Origin of the sequence: Gottfriedia sp. NPDC056225 (assembly GCF_042267765.1) — a bacterium.
Lineage (GTDB): Bacteria > Bacillota > Bacilli > Bacillales > Bacillaceae_G > Gottfriedia.
The window spans coordinates 88,954-103,655 of sequence record NZ_JBHJTJ010000008.1 but is presented as its reverse complement, the minus strand read 5'-3'; the positions used below and the strand labels follow the sequence as shown (position 1 = coordinate 103,655).

At 31.5% G+C, this 14,702-nt stretch carries 14 protein-coding genes and 1 other annotated feature; of the genes, 10 read left to right on the top strand and 4 right to left on the bottom strand.

Annotated features, from left to right (window positions below):
* The first annotated feature begins 147 nt into the window (after nucleotides 1-147).
* Together ACFCYN_RS08135 and ACFCYN_RS08130 are read left to right on the top strand one after the other, a co-directional pair.
* Nucleotides 148-927, top strand: coding sequence for a DUF2268 domain-containing putative Zn-dependent protease (locus ACFCYN_RS08135; protein ID WP_172445646.1), 780 nt, complete (start codon nucleotides 148-150; stop codon nucleotides 925-927).
* Nucleotides 928-1,132: 205 nt separating this feature from the next.
* Nucleotides 1,133-1,885 (top strand): YjbA family protein, encoded by a 753-nt coding sequence (locus ACFCYN_RS08130; protein WP_172445645.1) that lies wholly within the window; start codon nucleotides 1,133-1,135, stop codon nucleotides 1,883-1,885.
* Between the two features lie 146 nt (nucleotides 1,886-2,031).
* On the opposite strand, the gene trpS is transcribed toward ACFCYN_RS08130, so the two are convergent.
* Nucleotides 2,032-3,030 (bottom strand): tryptophan--tRNA ligase, encoded by a 999-nt coding sequence (gene trpS / locus ACFCYN_RS08125; protein WP_375948653.1) that lies wholly within the window; start codon nucleotides 3,028-3,030, stop codon nucleotides 2,032-2,034.
* A gap of 62 nt (nucleotides 3,031-3,092) precedes the next feature.
* Nucleotides 3,093-3,315 (bottom strand) — a binding site (T-box leader).
* A gap of 58 nt (nucleotides 3,316-3,373) precedes the next feature.
* The gene (locus ACFCYN_RS08120) at nucleotides 3,374-3,748 is read right to left on the bottom strand and encodes a DUF3899 domain-containing protein (protein ID WP_375948651.1); all 375 of its coding nucleotides are present in this window, start codon (nucleotides 3,746-3,748) and stop codon (nucleotides 3,374-3,376) included.
* Between the two features lie 778 nt (nucleotides 3,749-4,526).
* On the opposite strand from ACFCYN_RS08120, the gene opp3b reads away from it, so the two are divergent.
* The 4 genes from opp3b to ACFCYN_RS08100 are packed head-to-tail and all read left to right on the top strand — an operon-like array spanning nucleotide 4,527 to nucleotide 8,476.
* The gene (gene opp3b, locus ACFCYN_RS08115) at nucleotides 4,527-5,453 is read left to right on the top strand and encodes an oligopeptide ABC transporter permease (RefSeq protein ID WP_098117233.1); all 927 of its coding nucleotides are present in this window, start codon (nucleotides 4,527-4,529) and stop codon (nucleotides 5,451-5,453) included.
* Between the two features lie 2 nt (nucleotides 5,454-5,455).
* Entirely contained in the window at nucleotides 5,456-6,478 is a 1,023-nt protein-coding gene (gene opp3C, locus ACFCYN_RS08110; RefSeq protein WP_375948649.1) for an oligopeptide ABC transporter permease, read from the top strand.
* A gap of 20 nt (nucleotides 6,479-6,498) precedes the next feature.
* Nucleotides 6,499-7,548: an ABC transporter ATP-binding protein gene (locus tag ACFCYN_RS08105; RefSeq protein WP_172445641.1), complete on the top strand. Its 1,050-nt coding sequence runs from the start codon at nucleotides 6,499-6,501 to the stop codon at nucleotides 7,546-7,548.
* Nucleotides 7,538-8,476 carry an ABC transporter ATP-binding protein gene (locus tag ACFCYN_RS08100; RefSeq protein WP_098117236.1) on the top strand — a complete coding sequence of 313 codons (939 nt, stop codon included), beginning with the start codon at nucleotides 7,538-7,540 and terminating at the stop codon, nucleotides 8,474-8,476. Before ACFCYN_RS08105 ends, ACFCYN_RS08100 begins: the two co-directional genes overlap by 11 nt.
* Before the next feature lie 486 nt (nucleotides 8,477-8,962).
* Here the strand turns inward: ACFCYN_RS08100 and ACFCYN_RS08095 are convergent, their stop codons facing one another.
* Nucleotides 8,963-9,166 (bottom strand): hypothetical protein, encoded by a 204-nt coding sequence (locus tag ACFCYN_RS08095; protein ID WP_056473635.1) that lies wholly within the window; start codon nucleotides 9,164-9,166, stop codon nucleotides 8,963-8,965.
* A 310-nt stretch (nucleotides 9,167-9,476) separates the two neighbouring features.
* Between ACFCYN_RS08095 and spxA the strand changes: the two genes are divergently transcribed.
* Nucleotides 9,477-9,875, top strand: a complete 399-nt coding sequence (gene spxA, locus ACFCYN_RS08090) for a transcriptional regulator SpxA (protein WP_056473638.1) — start codon at nucleotides 9,477-9,479, stop codon at nucleotides 9,873-9,875.
* 135 nt (nucleotides 9,876-10,010) lie between these two features.
* Here the strand turns inward: spxA and ACFCYN_RS08085 are convergent, their stop codons facing one another.
* The gene (locus ACFCYN_RS08085) at nucleotides 10,011-10,685 is read right to left on the bottom strand and encodes a TerC family protein (RefSeq protein ID WP_172447684.1); all 675 of its coding nucleotides are present in this window, start codon (nucleotides 10,683-10,685) and stop codon (nucleotides 10,011-10,013) included.
* Between the two features lie 315 nt (nucleotides 10,686-11,000).
* Between ACFCYN_RS08085 and mecA the strand changes: the two genes are divergently transcribed.
* The 3 genes from mecA to ACFCYN_RS08070 all read left to right on the top strand — a co-directional run bounded on the left by mecA (nucleotide 11,001) and on the right by ACFCYN_RS08070 (nucleotide 14,684).
* On the top strand, nucleotides 11,001-11,672 hold the full coding sequence (gene mecA, locus ACFCYN_RS08080) for an adaptor protein MecA (RefSeq protein WP_172445639.1): 672 nt from the start codon (nucleotides 11,001-11,003) through the stop codon (nucleotides 11,670-11,672).
* A gap of 50 nt (nucleotides 11,673-11,722) precedes the next feature.
* Nucleotides 11,723-13,270: a cardiolipin synthase gene (gene cls, locus ACFCYN_RS08075; RefSeq protein ID WP_172445638.1), complete on the top strand. Its 1,548-nt coding sequence runs from the start codon at nucleotides 11,723-11,725 to the stop codon at nucleotides 13,268-13,270.
* 208 nt (nucleotides 13,271-13,478) lie between these two features.
* Nucleotides 13,479-14,684 carry a competence protein CoiA gene (locus ACFCYN_RS08070; protein ID WP_375948644.1) on the top strand — a complete coding sequence of 402 codons (1,206 nt, stop codon included), beginning with the start codon at nucleotides 13,479-13,481 and terminating at the stop codon, nucleotides 14,682-14,684.
* Nucleotides 14,685-14,702: the final 18 nt, after the last annotated feature.

Here is a 14,702-nt window from a genome sequence, read left to right as displayed (position 1 = left end):
TAGGTTTTTACCTGAGCTTTTTTTTATTTGGATAAAAAATAAGTGAATGGTAAATTCGTTCATTATTTATTTTCATGCCCTTGTTTTTGTAACTTTTAGTAGGTAAATATCATACTTTATATAAATTGAGGTGATTAACTTGGGATAATGCCAACGTATAAATGGATTGATTTTATTGGAAGTAAACAAGAAGTTATGAAAAAACTACTACCTTATTTCCCAAAATATGATGAGGATAGTTTGTATAAGTATCTTCTTTCCCATGGTTTATCAAAGCTGACAATTGAAAGTAAGGATGATCTAAGTAGTTTGTATGAAAAAAATATATGGAAAAGCCTATCGGATGAGTTTGAGAAATTAAAAAGAGAATTTAATGGACCTGACTTACCTATTTTTATTTTACCTTGTCACCAAACGAGAAGTATGTTTAAAAACAAGACTTATCATAGAGGTGGAATAGCATATAAAAATTGTATTTGTTTATTTTTATCTCCATTAGAAGGAATTTTGCAACATAAAGCAGTATTATTACATGAGTATCATCATATTGTAAGATTGACTAAGTTATATAAAAACAAAAAAGTCACATTACTAGATGCAATGATTTTAGAAGGGTTAGCAGAAACCGCAGTTTTAGATAAGTACGGTGAAGCGGTACAAGCGCCATGGACAAATCAGTATTCTTCTGCGCAATGTGAAATTTATTATAAAAGATATTTAATTGATAAACTTGATTTAACAAGTAATGATGATGACTTTTCAAAATACTTGTATGGTGGGAACGGAATTCCAAAATTATTGGGTTACAGTGTTGGATATGACATTGTTAAAAGTTGTACAGAACAAACAGAATGGTCAACTGAAATTCTTTTACGAACGCCAAGTAAAAAGATTAAGGAAAATGCGATTCAATATATTACACTTTGAGTGCAAACGATTCCAAATTAGATGTATTGAATCGACTTGTAAAAATCATGAAAAATATCTTAAATATTGATATTTAATGCTTTTTTGACCATTATTTATTCAATTTGTTAAAACACTTTTTGTAATTCAGTGGATAAATGGAATAATTTAGTGAATCACTGACCATACTGAAAGTTACATACAGTTGTGAAGTGAGGGGTAGTAAATGTTGTATTTACATGATGTATGGGTCAATTGGTTTGAAGGTGAAGAAAATGGTTACAATGTCTGTCATTTTTTTGAGTGGAGAAAAGATGATAGTGTTGAATTATTAGACCAAGTTCCAGTCATTAAAGTTACTCCAGAGATCTATCAGTATATTGAAAATGAACTATTAGAGCTTCCATCCGGTCTATTAACAGAAGTGTTTCAAAAGTCCTATGTAAGAAAGAACCATGAGCGTATTCAGTTAGATTATTGCTTTGTAGTAACAGATGGTAATGGAATTATTGCGGTGGACACAATTGGATATAATATTCCGATTAGAAAAAGCCGTTTAATTCCAAGGCAAGAACAAATGGTATATGATATGACAGCTGAGATTGAGGAAAGTCACTATAGTCTTCATAATTTAATGGCAGAAGAAAATAAAGAACATCATATACTGTCACCGTCGCCAATTATTATGAGCGGACTAACAAGAAAAGAAAGACAACTGAAACAGTTATTATTTATGGCATTAGATCAACTGCATTCGTCAAAAAATCCTTCGGAAATCCGATATTGGTACACTGAGTGGAATCCAACATCGTATCAACAAATACAGGATTTGACATTTGAGGATATTTGGTCTCAATTATATGATGAAATAAAAAGTGGATGGTCAGATCGTCATGAGCAATTATGTGGAAGAATCGTCAAAGGTCAGCCTTTCTTTGAAAAGTTATGGGAAATGGAACACGAGCAAAAAGTAAATTAAAACGGGGTCCTTAAAAGATCTCAAAGAACAAACCCGCAAGGAGATAAAAATCCTTGTGGGTTTTCTTTGTTTTCAACTAGATTATCAAAGAAAAAAAGAGTATCTAAAGTTCTGTAACTTTAAGATAACTCTTTTTAAATTAGTGATTATTTTTTTCTTTTGCGACCTAATCCCATTGCATTTTCCATCTTTTTAATCATTTTATTTGCAACAGTATTTGCTTTTTCAGCACCAGCATCTAAAATATCATCTAGTTCAGTTGATGAAATGATTTCTTTATATCGTTCTTGTAAAGGTCGTAAGCCATCTACAACTACATCCGCAACATCTTGTTTAAATTCACCATAATTTTTACCAGCGTATTTATTTTCTAGTTCTTGGATTGTTTCGCCGGTAAATGCTGAGTAAATGCTTAGTAGGTTCGAAATACCAGGTTTATTTTCTTTGTCGTATTTAACGATTCCTTCAGAGTCAGTTACAGCACTTTTAATTTTCTTTTCAATGACTTTAGGTTCATCTAAAACAAAGATCGTAGCCTTTTGATTTTCATCAGATTTACTCATTTTTTTAGTAGGCTCAGCCAAGCTCATTATTCTAGCAGCGTCTTTACTAATTCTAACTTCTGGTACTGTGAAGATCTCGTTGTATTTCTTATTGAAACGTTCTGCAAGGTCGCGTGTTAGTTCTAAATGCTGCTTTTGGTCATCTCCTACTGGAACTAAGTCAGTACCGTATAAAAGGATATCTGCAGCCATTAAAGGTGGGTAAGTTAATAATGCAGCCGATACACTATCCTTTCCAGATGATTTATCTTTAAACTGTGTCATACGCTCTAACTCGCCGATATATGAAACACATTGCATCATCCATCCAGCTTGTGCATGCGCAGGCACTTCTGATTGGATGAAAATTGTCGATTTTTCTGGATCTAGTCCAGCTGCAACATAGATTGCAGAAAGACTTTGAATGTTTTTACGTAATGCTAGTCTGTCTTGTGGTACTGTAATTGCATGTTGATCAACGATACAGAAATAACAGTTATAATCATTTTGTAATTCAATGAATTGCTTTACAGCACCTAAATAGTTACCTAATGTAATACCTCCAGATGATGTTGGTTGAATTCCGCTAAATATAGTTTGCATTTTAAAATCCTCCTAAAAAAAAGCTAATTAAAATAAAAAAAGCGGCATAATCTCTCTATCTACATAGAGACGATTAAACCGCGGTACCACTCTAGTTATTCCATTAAGGAATCACTCATGCATGAAATCATGCCCTCATCTATCGTTTGAGATACGTCGAAGCCTACTAAACTGTTCGGTTCGAAGCTCAGAAGCCCATTCGACAGGAGGCACGACTTGTTTTCACCATCCACAAGCTCTCTTAACATGCCAATTCTGTGTACTACTCTTCGTCATAGCTTTTATATACTTTCTATAGATAATATCTTAATTATATTCAACTTTCAAGATGTTGATACATCATTTAATAAATAATGATAAAACTGAACAGATAAGAGATGATCACTAAAGTAATAGACGTCCATAGTAAAGGCTTAGTTATTGAAAAATTATATCTTCTATAAATCATATCCTTATCAACTGTTAGTGTTTCATCACCTGTCATTTCGGCCATTTGCTTGTCACGTGTACCAAAAACTTTACGTATTCCAAAACGAGTAATATTAAAGAATCCACTTTGGACGATTAATAAGAATCCGCCGATTACAAATAATGTTAGTCCAATATAGAAAGTTACATTGGTGAAATGAAGGAAAAAGTGTAATGTTCCCTGGATGAGTGAAATGATTGCTGCAAGTAATATCCCCGAAAATACGCTGATAATATAGTGTTTTGACATTTAGTTTAAGATCCCCCTATTGGAAAGAATTATATATTGTTGACCTATTATTGCTATACTATAATAACATTGTAAACAGTTTCAACTAATATTTACAATTTTATTTTAATTGTTAGCATTTTTGAGAGAATTCTTTTAATTTCAACAAATTTATTAATTTAATTTTGTCAAAATTGTTGTAAAACTCTAATAAAAATGTATAATAAAATTTGTAGAAAAAAATCGATTACTATCGAAAATTCTACTATAAAAATTCAGAATTGTATATTAACTTTCTGCGTTTTAACCTACATTGCATTGCATCTTAGGGGGTATACATCATGGATTGTGAGATATGTTACGATAAATAGTTTGTTATACTGGAATTGTAATTTGAAATTAAAGTAATTATTCATTTTTTTACTAAAATTTATGAATAAATATCTGAATGAGCTATTTTTTATGAGGATCCCAGTTTTAAAATAAACAGGAATTTCCTAATAGAATTATCAATCTAGAATAATAATTTTGAATTTTCTAGTAAAAAAATATTGACCAATAACGTCATTGCGAATACGCTTACATTATTGGAAAAAAAAGCTTAAGCAAATTTTTACACCTTTTTTACATTTAAAGAAAAAAATGGACTAAATGATTGAATCCATGTTTGAGAATAATATGGACAAGAAGTAAAAACGAACGAAACAGTCTAGAAATGAAAATAAGAGTATTTTAACTACTCTCATTTTTAACAAAAAAAATATAAAAAAATTTTTAAAATTAATAAGGGGGTGCTGTTGTGGGACGTTACGTGCTACAGAGATTTATTTACATGTTTGTCACACTATTTTTGATTTGTACTGTTACATTTTTCTTAATGAAGTTGTTACCAGGTTCTCCATTAAAAAACCCAGAGAAATTAACGCCTGAACAAAAACAAATTATTTTTGCAAAGTATGGGTTAGATAAGCCTATTCCTGTTCAGTACGCAACTTACATGAAGAATTTAGCAACAGGAGATTTAGGAGATTCATATAAATACGATAACCGTAAAGTAACTGATATGATTAAAACTCGTATTGGTCCATCAGCTCAATTAGGTGCTCAAGCTTTATTATTAGGAGCATTTATAGGATTAATCTTAGGGATCATTTCAGCATTAAAAAACAATACAATTTTTGATTACGGAGCTACAGTTCTAGCAGTTCTAGGGATCTCGATACCTTCATTCGTATTCGGGGCCATTTTACAATATTATTTAGCAGTACAACTAAAGTGGTTCCCAGTAGCATATTGGGAAAGCTTTAAATTCACGATTTTACCGACTATTGCATTATCAGTATTCGTTATCGCAACGGTAGCTCGATTCTCAAGATCTGAATTAATCGAAGTAATGAATTCTGAATATATCGTAACTGCAAAAGCAAAAGGTATTTCTCAAGTTGGCGTAGTTATTAAACACGCATTAAGAAATGCATTAATTCCGGTTGTTACAATTTTAGGCCCTATGGCTGTAAACTTAATGACTGGTACATTAGTTATTGAAAATATGTTTGCTGTACCTGGATTAGGTTCTCAATTCGTGCAATCAATCCAAACAAATGATTACTCATTAATCATGGGTACAACAATTTTCTATAGTGCATTATTATTAATTGTAATCTTCGTAGTAGATATTTTATACGGTGTAATTGATCCACGTATCCGTTTAGCAGGAGGTAAATAAGAATGAACAATAATACAGCTCAAAAAATTTCATCTGATTTATTTCAACCTGCAAACGTAGATTTAAATAATGCAGATAAAATTTCAAGACCTTCAGATTCTTTCTGGAAAGATGCAAGAAGACGTTTTATGAGAAATAAAGGTGCGATGTTAGGTTTTATCATCCTAGGCATCTTATTAATCTTCACTTTGTTTGGTCCAATGATTAGTGGCCATTCTTACAAAGATCAAGATTTAAAAAGAGCAAAATTACCACCAAAAATTGGTGTATTAGCAAATGTAAAATTCTTACCATTTGATGGGTATGATCAATATGGAAATGACGTTTATAAAGATAAAGGAATTAAAGAAAATTACTGGTTTGGTACAGATGATCTTGGACGTGACCTTTTCACAAGAACATGGTCTGGTGCTCGTGTTTCAATCTTAATCGGTTTATTAGCAGCAGTAATTGATATGTTAATTGGTGTTACATTTGGTGGTATCTCAGGCTTCTTTGGTGGACGAGTGGATACAATCATGCAACGTATCGCCGAAGTATTAATGGGTATTCCGTATTTAATCGTAGTAATCCTGTTTATCCTGATCTTTAAAAACCCAGGTATTCTTTCAATCGCCTTAGCGATGGTTATTACAGGCTGGGTAAGTATGTCACGTATCGTACGTGGTCAAATGTTAAAATTAAAAAATCAAGAATTCGTTTTAGCTTCAAGAACATTAGGTGCGACAAATACTCAATTAATTGCAAAACACTTAATTCCAAATATTATGGGTCCAATTATCGTAATGATGATGTTTACGATTCCAAGTGCTATCTTCTCTGAAGCGTTCTTAAGTTTCATTGGTTTAGGTATTGCACCACCAAAAGCATCATTAGGTTCTTTAGTAAGTGATGGCTTTAAGTCATTACAAACTTTCCCTCATATGATGATTATTCCAGCGATTGTAATCAGTTTGTTAATTTTAAGTTTCAACTTAATTGCTGACGGCTTACGCGACGCTCTAGATCCAAAATCGAGTAAGTAATTTTGAAAGGAGAATGAACAATGAGTAAATTATTAGAAGTAAAAGATCTGTGTGTCTCCTTTTATACTCATGCTGGTGAAGTTCAAGCAGTACGCGGAGTTTCATTTGACCTAAAAAAAGGTGAGACATTAGCAATTGTAGGTGAATCTGGTTCAGGTAAATCAGTAACATCTAAAGCATTAATGGGGTTAATTCCAAGCCCTCCTGGAAAAATTAAAAGCGGTGAAATCTTATTCGATGGAAAAGATTTAGCTAAAATAAGCGAAAAAGAAATGCAAGCTATTCGTGGAAAAGATATTTCAATGATTTTCCAAGATCCTATGACTTCTTTAAATCCAGTATTAACGATTGGATATCAAATAACAGAAGGTCTAATGAAGCACCAAAAAATGAGCAAAACTGAAGCAAAGAAAATTGCGATTGAATTAATCAACCTTGTAGGTATTCCACAGGCTGAAGCTCGTTTTAAACAATACCCGCACCAATTCTCAGGTGGTATGAGACAACGTGTTGTTATTGCAATGGCGCTTGCTTGTAATCCAAAATTATTAATTGCCGATGAGCCAACGACAGCTCTTGACGTTACAATTCAAGCTCAAATCCTTGAATTAATGAAAGATATTCAAAGAAAAACTGATTCAGCAATTATCTTTATTACACATGATTTAGGTGTAGTAGCAAATGTTGCCGATAAAGTAGCAGTTATGTATGCAGGTCGAGTAGTTGAAATTGGAACTGTAGACGATGTTTTCTACAATCCAAAACATCCTTATACTTGGGGACTTTTAGCTTCAATGCCTGACTTAGATAATGAACAAGGAGCAGAATTAGTAGCTATTCCTGGTACGCCGCCAGATCTACTAAATCCTCCAAAAGGTGATGCGTTTGCACCACGTAATCCAAATGCTTTAAAAATTGACTATGAAATGGAACCTCCTATGTTCAAAGTGTCTGATACACACTACGCTGCAACATGGTTATTACATGAGGATGCTCCTAAAGTTGAACCACCTGAAGCCGTTAAGAAGCGTATTCAACGAATGAAGGAAGGTGAAGTAAATGTCAAATAAAACAGCAGAAAAATTAGTCGAAGTTAAAAATTTAAAACAATACTTTAATACAGGTAAAACAACGGTTAAAGCAATCGATGATGTTACATTTGACATCTTCCGTGGAGAAACATTCGGTTTAGTAGGTGAATCAGGTTCTGGTAAATCAACAACTGGACGTGCAATCATTCGTTTATACAATGCGACGGATGGACAAGTAATTTTTGATGGTGAAGATGTACATGGAAAGAAAAGTAGTAAAGAATTAAAGAAATTTAACCGACGTATGCAAATGATATTCCAAGATCCATACGCTTCACTTAACCCGCGTATGAAAGTTGCTGATATCATTGCTGAAGGTATTGATATTCACGGCTTAGCTCGTAACAGACAAGAACGTACGAAAATGGTATATGACTTACTTGACACAGTAGGTTTAAATAAAGAGCATGCTAATCGTTTCCCACATGAATTCTCAGGTGGACAACGTCAACGTATCGGTATTGCAAGAGCACTTGCTGTACAACCAGACTTTATCATTGCCGATGAGCCAATTTCAGCTCTTGACGTATCGATTCAAGCTCAGGTTGTAAACTTAATGAAAAAGCTTCAAAAGGAAAAAGGCTTAACATATTTATTTATTGCCCATGATTTATCAATGGTTAAATACATTAGTGACCGTATCGGTGTAATGTATCACGGTAAAATCGTTGAGCTTGCAGATAGTAATGAATTATATGATTACCCAATGCATCCTTATACAAAATCTTTATTATCAGCAATCCCGCTTCCAGATCCAGTTTATGAGCGCAACCGTAAACGTATCGTTTATGATGCATCTCAACACGATTATTCTAACGAAGAACCAAAATTACGTGAAGTTCGTCCAGGACATTTCGTACTTTGCTCTGAAGCAGAATTTAAAAATTACCAACAAATGTATAAATAAAAACAGTGCCTAGTGAATAATTCGCTAGGCATTTTTTTATAGGGTTAAGGAGTAGGACGGGAAGATAGGATAGGAAATTACATTAAGGTGTAGAAAAATAGGGTTCATGAGTTAATAAACGGAAGAAGCATCAATTTTTTAATCTCATAAGGTGCTCATGAGTTAGAAAAAAGGTAAATCCAAATGAATTTCAAGGTATTCTGAAATTAAGGGAAAATTAAGATGAAAGTTCTAAAATTATCAGTGCAGGCAAGGGTAGGTAGAAGAATGGTTGGACTAGCTGTGGAGAAGAAGGAAGAGCAAAAGTGTATAATGGTGCGGTATAAATTTATTTTCAAAGCCCCTGAATCTAATATTCCTTAGAATACTGAACCAACTATACCTTAAACATCTCCTAAAGACTCGACCTTTTTTGAAACAAAAAAAGAAAGGGCTTTTGTGCCCTTCCTTTTCCTAAAACCTTTGTTCTACCTAATACCTGCACTATTAATAAGTTTTCTTACGGAATTTGCCTTGACCACCAACTTGTTTGAAGTTAGCAGACATTCTGTCAGACATCTCAACAAATTGACTTTTTTTACTTCTACCGAATATTTTTTCGCCGATCGCGTTTGTAAACACACCATTAAGTGCAGTAATTCCAATTACTAACACTGCAACAATCAGTAAATCAGTTATGTAAGCTGCCATTAGATTAGCCTCCTAGGAATGTAAGCGTTACTATTATTGTATTAAAAAAGTGGTGAAATATAAAGCGTAATTGGTTATTTTCAAAATAATTATTTTGAATTTATTGGATTTTAAATTTACTGAAAATTGTACACCTTTTGTATAGGTTTTTTTAAATTTTTTTACAAATTAGTCTATATTTATCTTAAGCAATACTGTATAATGTGAACATATAGTGGTAGATTAAACTTATTATAATTAACCAATTCTTATAAACTAATACAGATAACTATATTACTTTTTTTAAAAGAATAGTTAGGGGGAGCGCAAAATGGTAATTTTGTATAATTCACCAAGTTGTACGTCTTGTAGAAAAGCAAAAATGTGGCTAGAAGATAATAATATTCCTTATAAAGAAAGAAATATTTTTTCAGAACCATTGTCAATTAATGAGATTAAACAAATTTTACGTATGACTGAAAGTGGTACTGATGAAATTATATCAACAAGATCAAAAATATTCCAGGAATTAAACGTGGACCTTGAAAGTCTTCCTTTACAAGACTTATATGAAATCATTCAAAAATATCCGGGTTTATTAAGAAGACCTATAATTATTGATGAGAAACGTTTACAAGTTGGTTATAATGAAGATGAAATAAGAAGATTTTTACCACGTTCAGTTCGCACATATCAATTACGCGAAGCACAACGTTTAGTTAATGAGTAATTTTTTGATTTGAATTGTGAAAAATATTACAATTCTTGATTAAGATTCTCATTCATATTGAACAAATACTTATGAATAATATATAAAAAGCTGTAAAAAGTTTACTGAATACTTTTTACAGCTTTTTTTTTACAATTAGGAAGTTCGCTTACGATATCGAATATTATTAAAGTAGTAACCTATAATAATCGTAAAAATAACACAAGATGAACTGACAATTAACTCCATATCGTTTCTCCCGTTTATATACGCATTAATAGCTGGTTCGTCTATTAACATTTTGCTTGCAGTAATTGAAAGGACTGAAGCACCAACAAAGCTAAGGACAGGATATCGTTCTAAAAACCATAAAACAACCTTGCTTCCCCAGATAATAATTGGAATCGAAATCGAAAGACCTATAATTACTAATGAAGGCTTTCCATTTGATGCCCCTGCAATTGCTAATACGTTATCGATCCCCATAACAAGGTCAGCAAATACAATTGTACGGATTGCATGGAAAACGGTATAGTTTTCCTTTATGGAAGAAAGATTGTCCTCTTCCTGGATAATTAGTTTGCATGCTATGTACAAAAGTAATATTCCGCCGATTAAATGTAGAAAAGGAACCTTTAAAACATAAATTGCACCAATTGTTAAAATGATTCGTAAAACAATTGCGGTTATACTACCGAAAATGATCGCTATGTTACGCTGTTTATATGGTAATTTTCTACATGCTAATGCAATGACAATAGCATTATCACCACCTAAAACAATATCTATGATGACAATCATTAAAAAGGACCATATATACCCAAGATCTATCATGAATTCACCTCTCTTACAATTGCATTATGTTTGTCCTAATAATACTAGGTATATGATGATTTTTAAAAAATAGGTGAATTTTATTTCCAAAATTTTAAATTGTATCATAAAATAGAAGTGTAGTTACTATTCGCATTTAATAATTTTTCATGGTAAGATAGATAAAAATTTACTTATTAAAGCTAAATTTTTAAGAGTATTTTTCTAATTTACTATTTCAGAATTTTATATTTAATATAAAATTCTTTAACTATATTTATTCTATTTCGTCTAACGCAATTACTTGTTGTTCATTAAAGGAGGGGGAAAACAATGGAAATAGAAAGAATTAATGAGAATACGTTTAAATTCTCCATATCCTACTTAGACATCGAAGAGAGAGGTTTCTCGAAGGATGAAGTATGGTTAGACCGAGAAAGAAGTGAAGAGCTTTTCTGGGAATTAATTGATGAAGCGCATTTGACTGAGGAATTCATTGCTGGTGGCCCCCTATGGATTCAGGTACAGGCACTAGACAAAGGCTTAGAAGTAGTTGTCACGAAAGCTGTAATTTCTAAAGATGGTAAGAAAGTAGAAGTTAACTTAGGTGAAGGAGAAAAGAATTTAGAAATACCTTTTATTTCTGTAGATGATGACGATGATTCAGAAGAAGATGATGATGACGATATTTTTGAATCGATTGATGAAGAGGAAAATGAAATTATTTTATCCTTTAAAAATCTTGAAGATCTCATTTCTTTATCTCATTCTGTTAATCAAGAATCATTTGAAAGTACACTTTATTCCTTCCAAGATTATTACTATCTTTATGTTAAATTTGAGGAAGATTTACTTGATGAAGTTCAAGTTGAATACCTATCATCAATGTTACTTGAATATGGCCATCGTTCAAAGGTAACTATACATGTTTTAGAGGAATACGGAAAATTGATTTATGAGAAAACAGCATTACCTCATTTTAAATCAATTTTTCCATTACTGTAATAGCCGATGCCTTAGGGATCGGTTTCTTTTCTGTATAAAGGAGAATATTGATGCAATTTCGATTAAAGATTTTAATATTTTTATCAATTGTAGTATGCATTTTATATTTTGCTTCTCCGACTATTAAATTCATTTGGCTAATGAATTTTGCTTTTTTTGAGAAATCTACTGTTTTTAGATTAATAAGTATTATGTTTTCGATAACAGCAATAGGTGTATCGATTATTATTTTCTTAGAAAATAGAAATCCTGCTAGAACTTTAACGTGGATTATTCTCTTAGCCATATTTCCGTTGTTTGGTTTTGTTTTTTATTTAATTTTTGGACAAAATTACAAAAAGAAAATGGTCTATCGAAAAAAAGCAATTAATGATCAGAATGCAAATGGGTTAATCAATGGGTCAGATGATGAAGAAGTGAAAGATTTTATTTATCAAAATAAAAGATTGGAATATTTAATTAATATCGCTGCAAAACAAAGTAATACACCAGTCACAATGAATACTTTTACGAAAGTTTTAACGAATGGAAGTGAAACATTTCCAAAAATCATTGAAGAATTAAAAAAAGCAAAGCATCATATTCATATTGAGTTTTATATAGTAAGAGACGATGAAATTGGTAAACAGCTTAAAGAAATTCTAATTGAAAAGGCTATGAATGGAGTAAAAGTTCGATTTTTATATGACGCTGTAGGAAGCTGGAAGTTATCAAGAAGTTTTGTAAAAGATTTACGAAAAGCTGGAGTAGAAATACTACCATTTTCTCCAGTGAAAATTCCAGTATTAAATGATACCATCAATTACCGGAATCATCGTAAGATCATTGTAATTGATTCAAATGTCGGTTTTGTCGGTGGTTTAAACATTGGAGACGAGTATTTAGGAAAAGATCTTTATTTTGGTAAATGGAGAGATACACATCTATACCTTAATGGAGAAGGTGTGCGAACACTACAATTCATATTTCTACAAGACTGGTATTATATGACGAATGAGTTAATTGATGAAAAAGAATATTTTGATATTAATTCAAATAATTATTCCTCAAAGGGAGCAATTCAATTAGTTTCTGGAGGGCCAGATCGGAAACATGAAGTCATTAAAGAATTATTTTTTGCAATGATTACTAGTGCAAGAGAAAGTATTTATATTGCTTCACCGTATTTTGTACCTGATGAAGATATATTAACTGCGCTTAAGGTGGCAGCAAATGGTGGGGTAAAAGTAAAAATTCTAATGCCAGATCGTCCAGATAAAAAGATTGTATTCTATGCCTCACGTTCTTATTTTCCAGAGTTATTAGAGGCCGGAGTAGAAATATATGAATATAAGCAAGGGTTCTTACACAGTAAAATATTAATTGTAGATGGCGAAGTCGCTTCTGTCGGAACTGCAAATATGGACATGCGAAGTTTTCGTTTGAATTTTGAAGTAACTGCATTTTTATATTTGGAAGAAAGTATTGATCACTTAGTTAATGATTTTAAACATGATATCCTTGAATCAGAAGCAATTATATTTAATGAATTTAAAAAGAGACCTATATACAAAAGGATATTTGAATCATTATCAAGATTAATGGCACCACTACTTTAAGTGCAAAATTACTTGAAAAAGATTGGAAATTTCTATGAATAACTTCATTATAAAGAACAATTTTATATAAATGCATAGACATAGTTAGCCTACCAAATTGAAAATTCAATTTTGGGTGGGCTTTTTTATTTGAAAAATCGCTTTTTATTTTTTTGAAGGATATTTTGAGGAGTATAGTGAAGTAGTGTGGAAAGGAGGTAGTTTTTTCATGATCGTTGCATTAAATTCGAAGAAAGATATTATTAATTTATTTGAAATGAAAACTCCAGAGGAATTAGTCAGATTGAAAAAAGTGGGGCCATACTATTGTCCTAATTGTAAAAAACCGGTGAGGCTCAAAGCTGGTCTAAAGAATGTTCCGCATTTTGCTCATATTGATTTGACGGAATGTGATAATGAAGGAAAAGAAAGTCTTGAGCACATAAAAGGGAAATTTGCTTTATATCAATTTTTTAAAAAATTAGCGTTAAATGTTGAAGTTGAAAAATTTTTACCAGAATTAAATCAAAGGCCAGATTTGTTTGTTAGTATACAAAGTTTTCAATTATGTATTGAGTATCAATGTTCTATTATACCGTTAGATCTAATGGTAAAAAGAACTAGTTCATTAAAGAATAGTGGAATGAAAGTAATGTGGATCTTAAATGATAAGCTATTAAAACAAAAAAGATGGTCATCGTTCTATCTAAATTCACTCTCTGTTTATTCTCTAATTAAGGTTAATGTATATTCTCTTCTGTATTATAATCCTACGATGGATTCATTTATTGTCCTTTCCTCACTTATAGCATTCTCTCCAGTCCAATATATTGGACAAAAGCAAGTTTATCCAATAAATCATTTTAATCTAAAGAAATTATTATCCCAAAATAAAATTGATAAAAAGGAATTCATTGATCGATGGAATCGTTTAAAAAAAGATTTTAGACTTTATCAACATTTGCATACTAAAGGTAAATTTAAAATTTTAAAACAATATTTGTATAAAGCGAAAATGGTGTATTTTCCGGCTATAATTGGTGTGCCATTAGAAAGTAACTGTATTATTAAGGAACATTGTATCTTATGGCAAGGGCTAATATATTTTAAATTTTTTCATCAGGTGGAGATTGGACAACGAATTGATGTCGAGAATATTAAACAATATGTAAATTTAGAAGTACAGAATAATCATAGGAGGATTAATCAGTTTCAGGATAACGAAATAGGTAATTTGGAGAAATGTGTAGAAAAGTATATTGACTTTTTAGTAAAATTTAGAATCGTAAAACGGAGTAAAAATGGTAAAATAATGAAGATAGCTAATGCTATTATTCCATCATTATTCGAACAAGCATTGGATGAAGATTGTCTGAGCACTAATACAGCATTTGATTTATTGTTTAACGTAGAAACCGATTCAAATGATTATTAATATCAGACGTTGGAAGGT

Coding starts and splice junctions, on each gene's coding strand:
- ACFCYN_RS08130 (WP_172445645.1), top strand. CDS start 1,133: ATGTTGTATTTACATGATGTATGGGTCAATTGGTTTGAAGGTGAAGAA.
- spxA (WP_056473638.1), top strand. CDS start 9,477: ATGGTAATTTTGTATAATTCACCAAGTTGTACGTCTTGTAGAAAAGCA.
- ACFCYN_RS08100 (WP_098117236.1), top strand. CDS start 7,538: ATGTCAAATAAAACAGCAGAAAAATTAGTCGAAGTTAAAAATTTAAAA.
- cls (WP_172445638.1), top strand. CDS start 11,723: ATGCAATTTCGATTAAAGATTTTAATATTTTTATCAATTGTAGTATGC.
- ACFCYN_RS08070 (WP_375948644.1), top strand. CDS start 13,479: ATGATCGTTGCATTAAATTCGAAGAAAGATATTATTAATTTATTTGAA.
- ACFCYN_RS08095 (WP_056473635.1), bottom strand. CDS start 9,166: ATGGCAGCTTACATAACTGATTTACTGATTGTTGCAGTGTTAGTAATT.
- opp3C (WP_375948649.1), top strand. CDS start 5,456: ATGAACAATAATACAGCTCAAAAAATTTCATCTGATTTATTTCAACCT.
- mecA (WP_172445639.1), top strand. CDS start 11,001: ATGGAAATAGAAAGAATTAATGAGAATACGTTTAAATTCTCCATATCC.
- ACFCYN_RS08120 (WP_375948651.1), bottom strand. CDS start 3,748: ATGTCAAAACACTATATTATCAGCGTATTTTCGGGGATATTACTTGCA.
- trpS (WP_375948653.1), bottom strand. CDS start 3,030: ATGCAAACTATATTTAGCGGAATTCAACCAACATCATCTGGAGGTATT.
- ACFCYN_RS08135 (WP_172445646.1), top strand. CDS start 148: ATGCCAACGTATAAATGGATTGATTTTATTGGAAGTAAACAAGAAGTT.
- ACFCYN_RS08105 (WP_172445641.1), top strand. CDS start 6,499: ATGAGTAAATTATTAGAAGTAAAAGATCTGTGTGTCTCCTTTTATACT.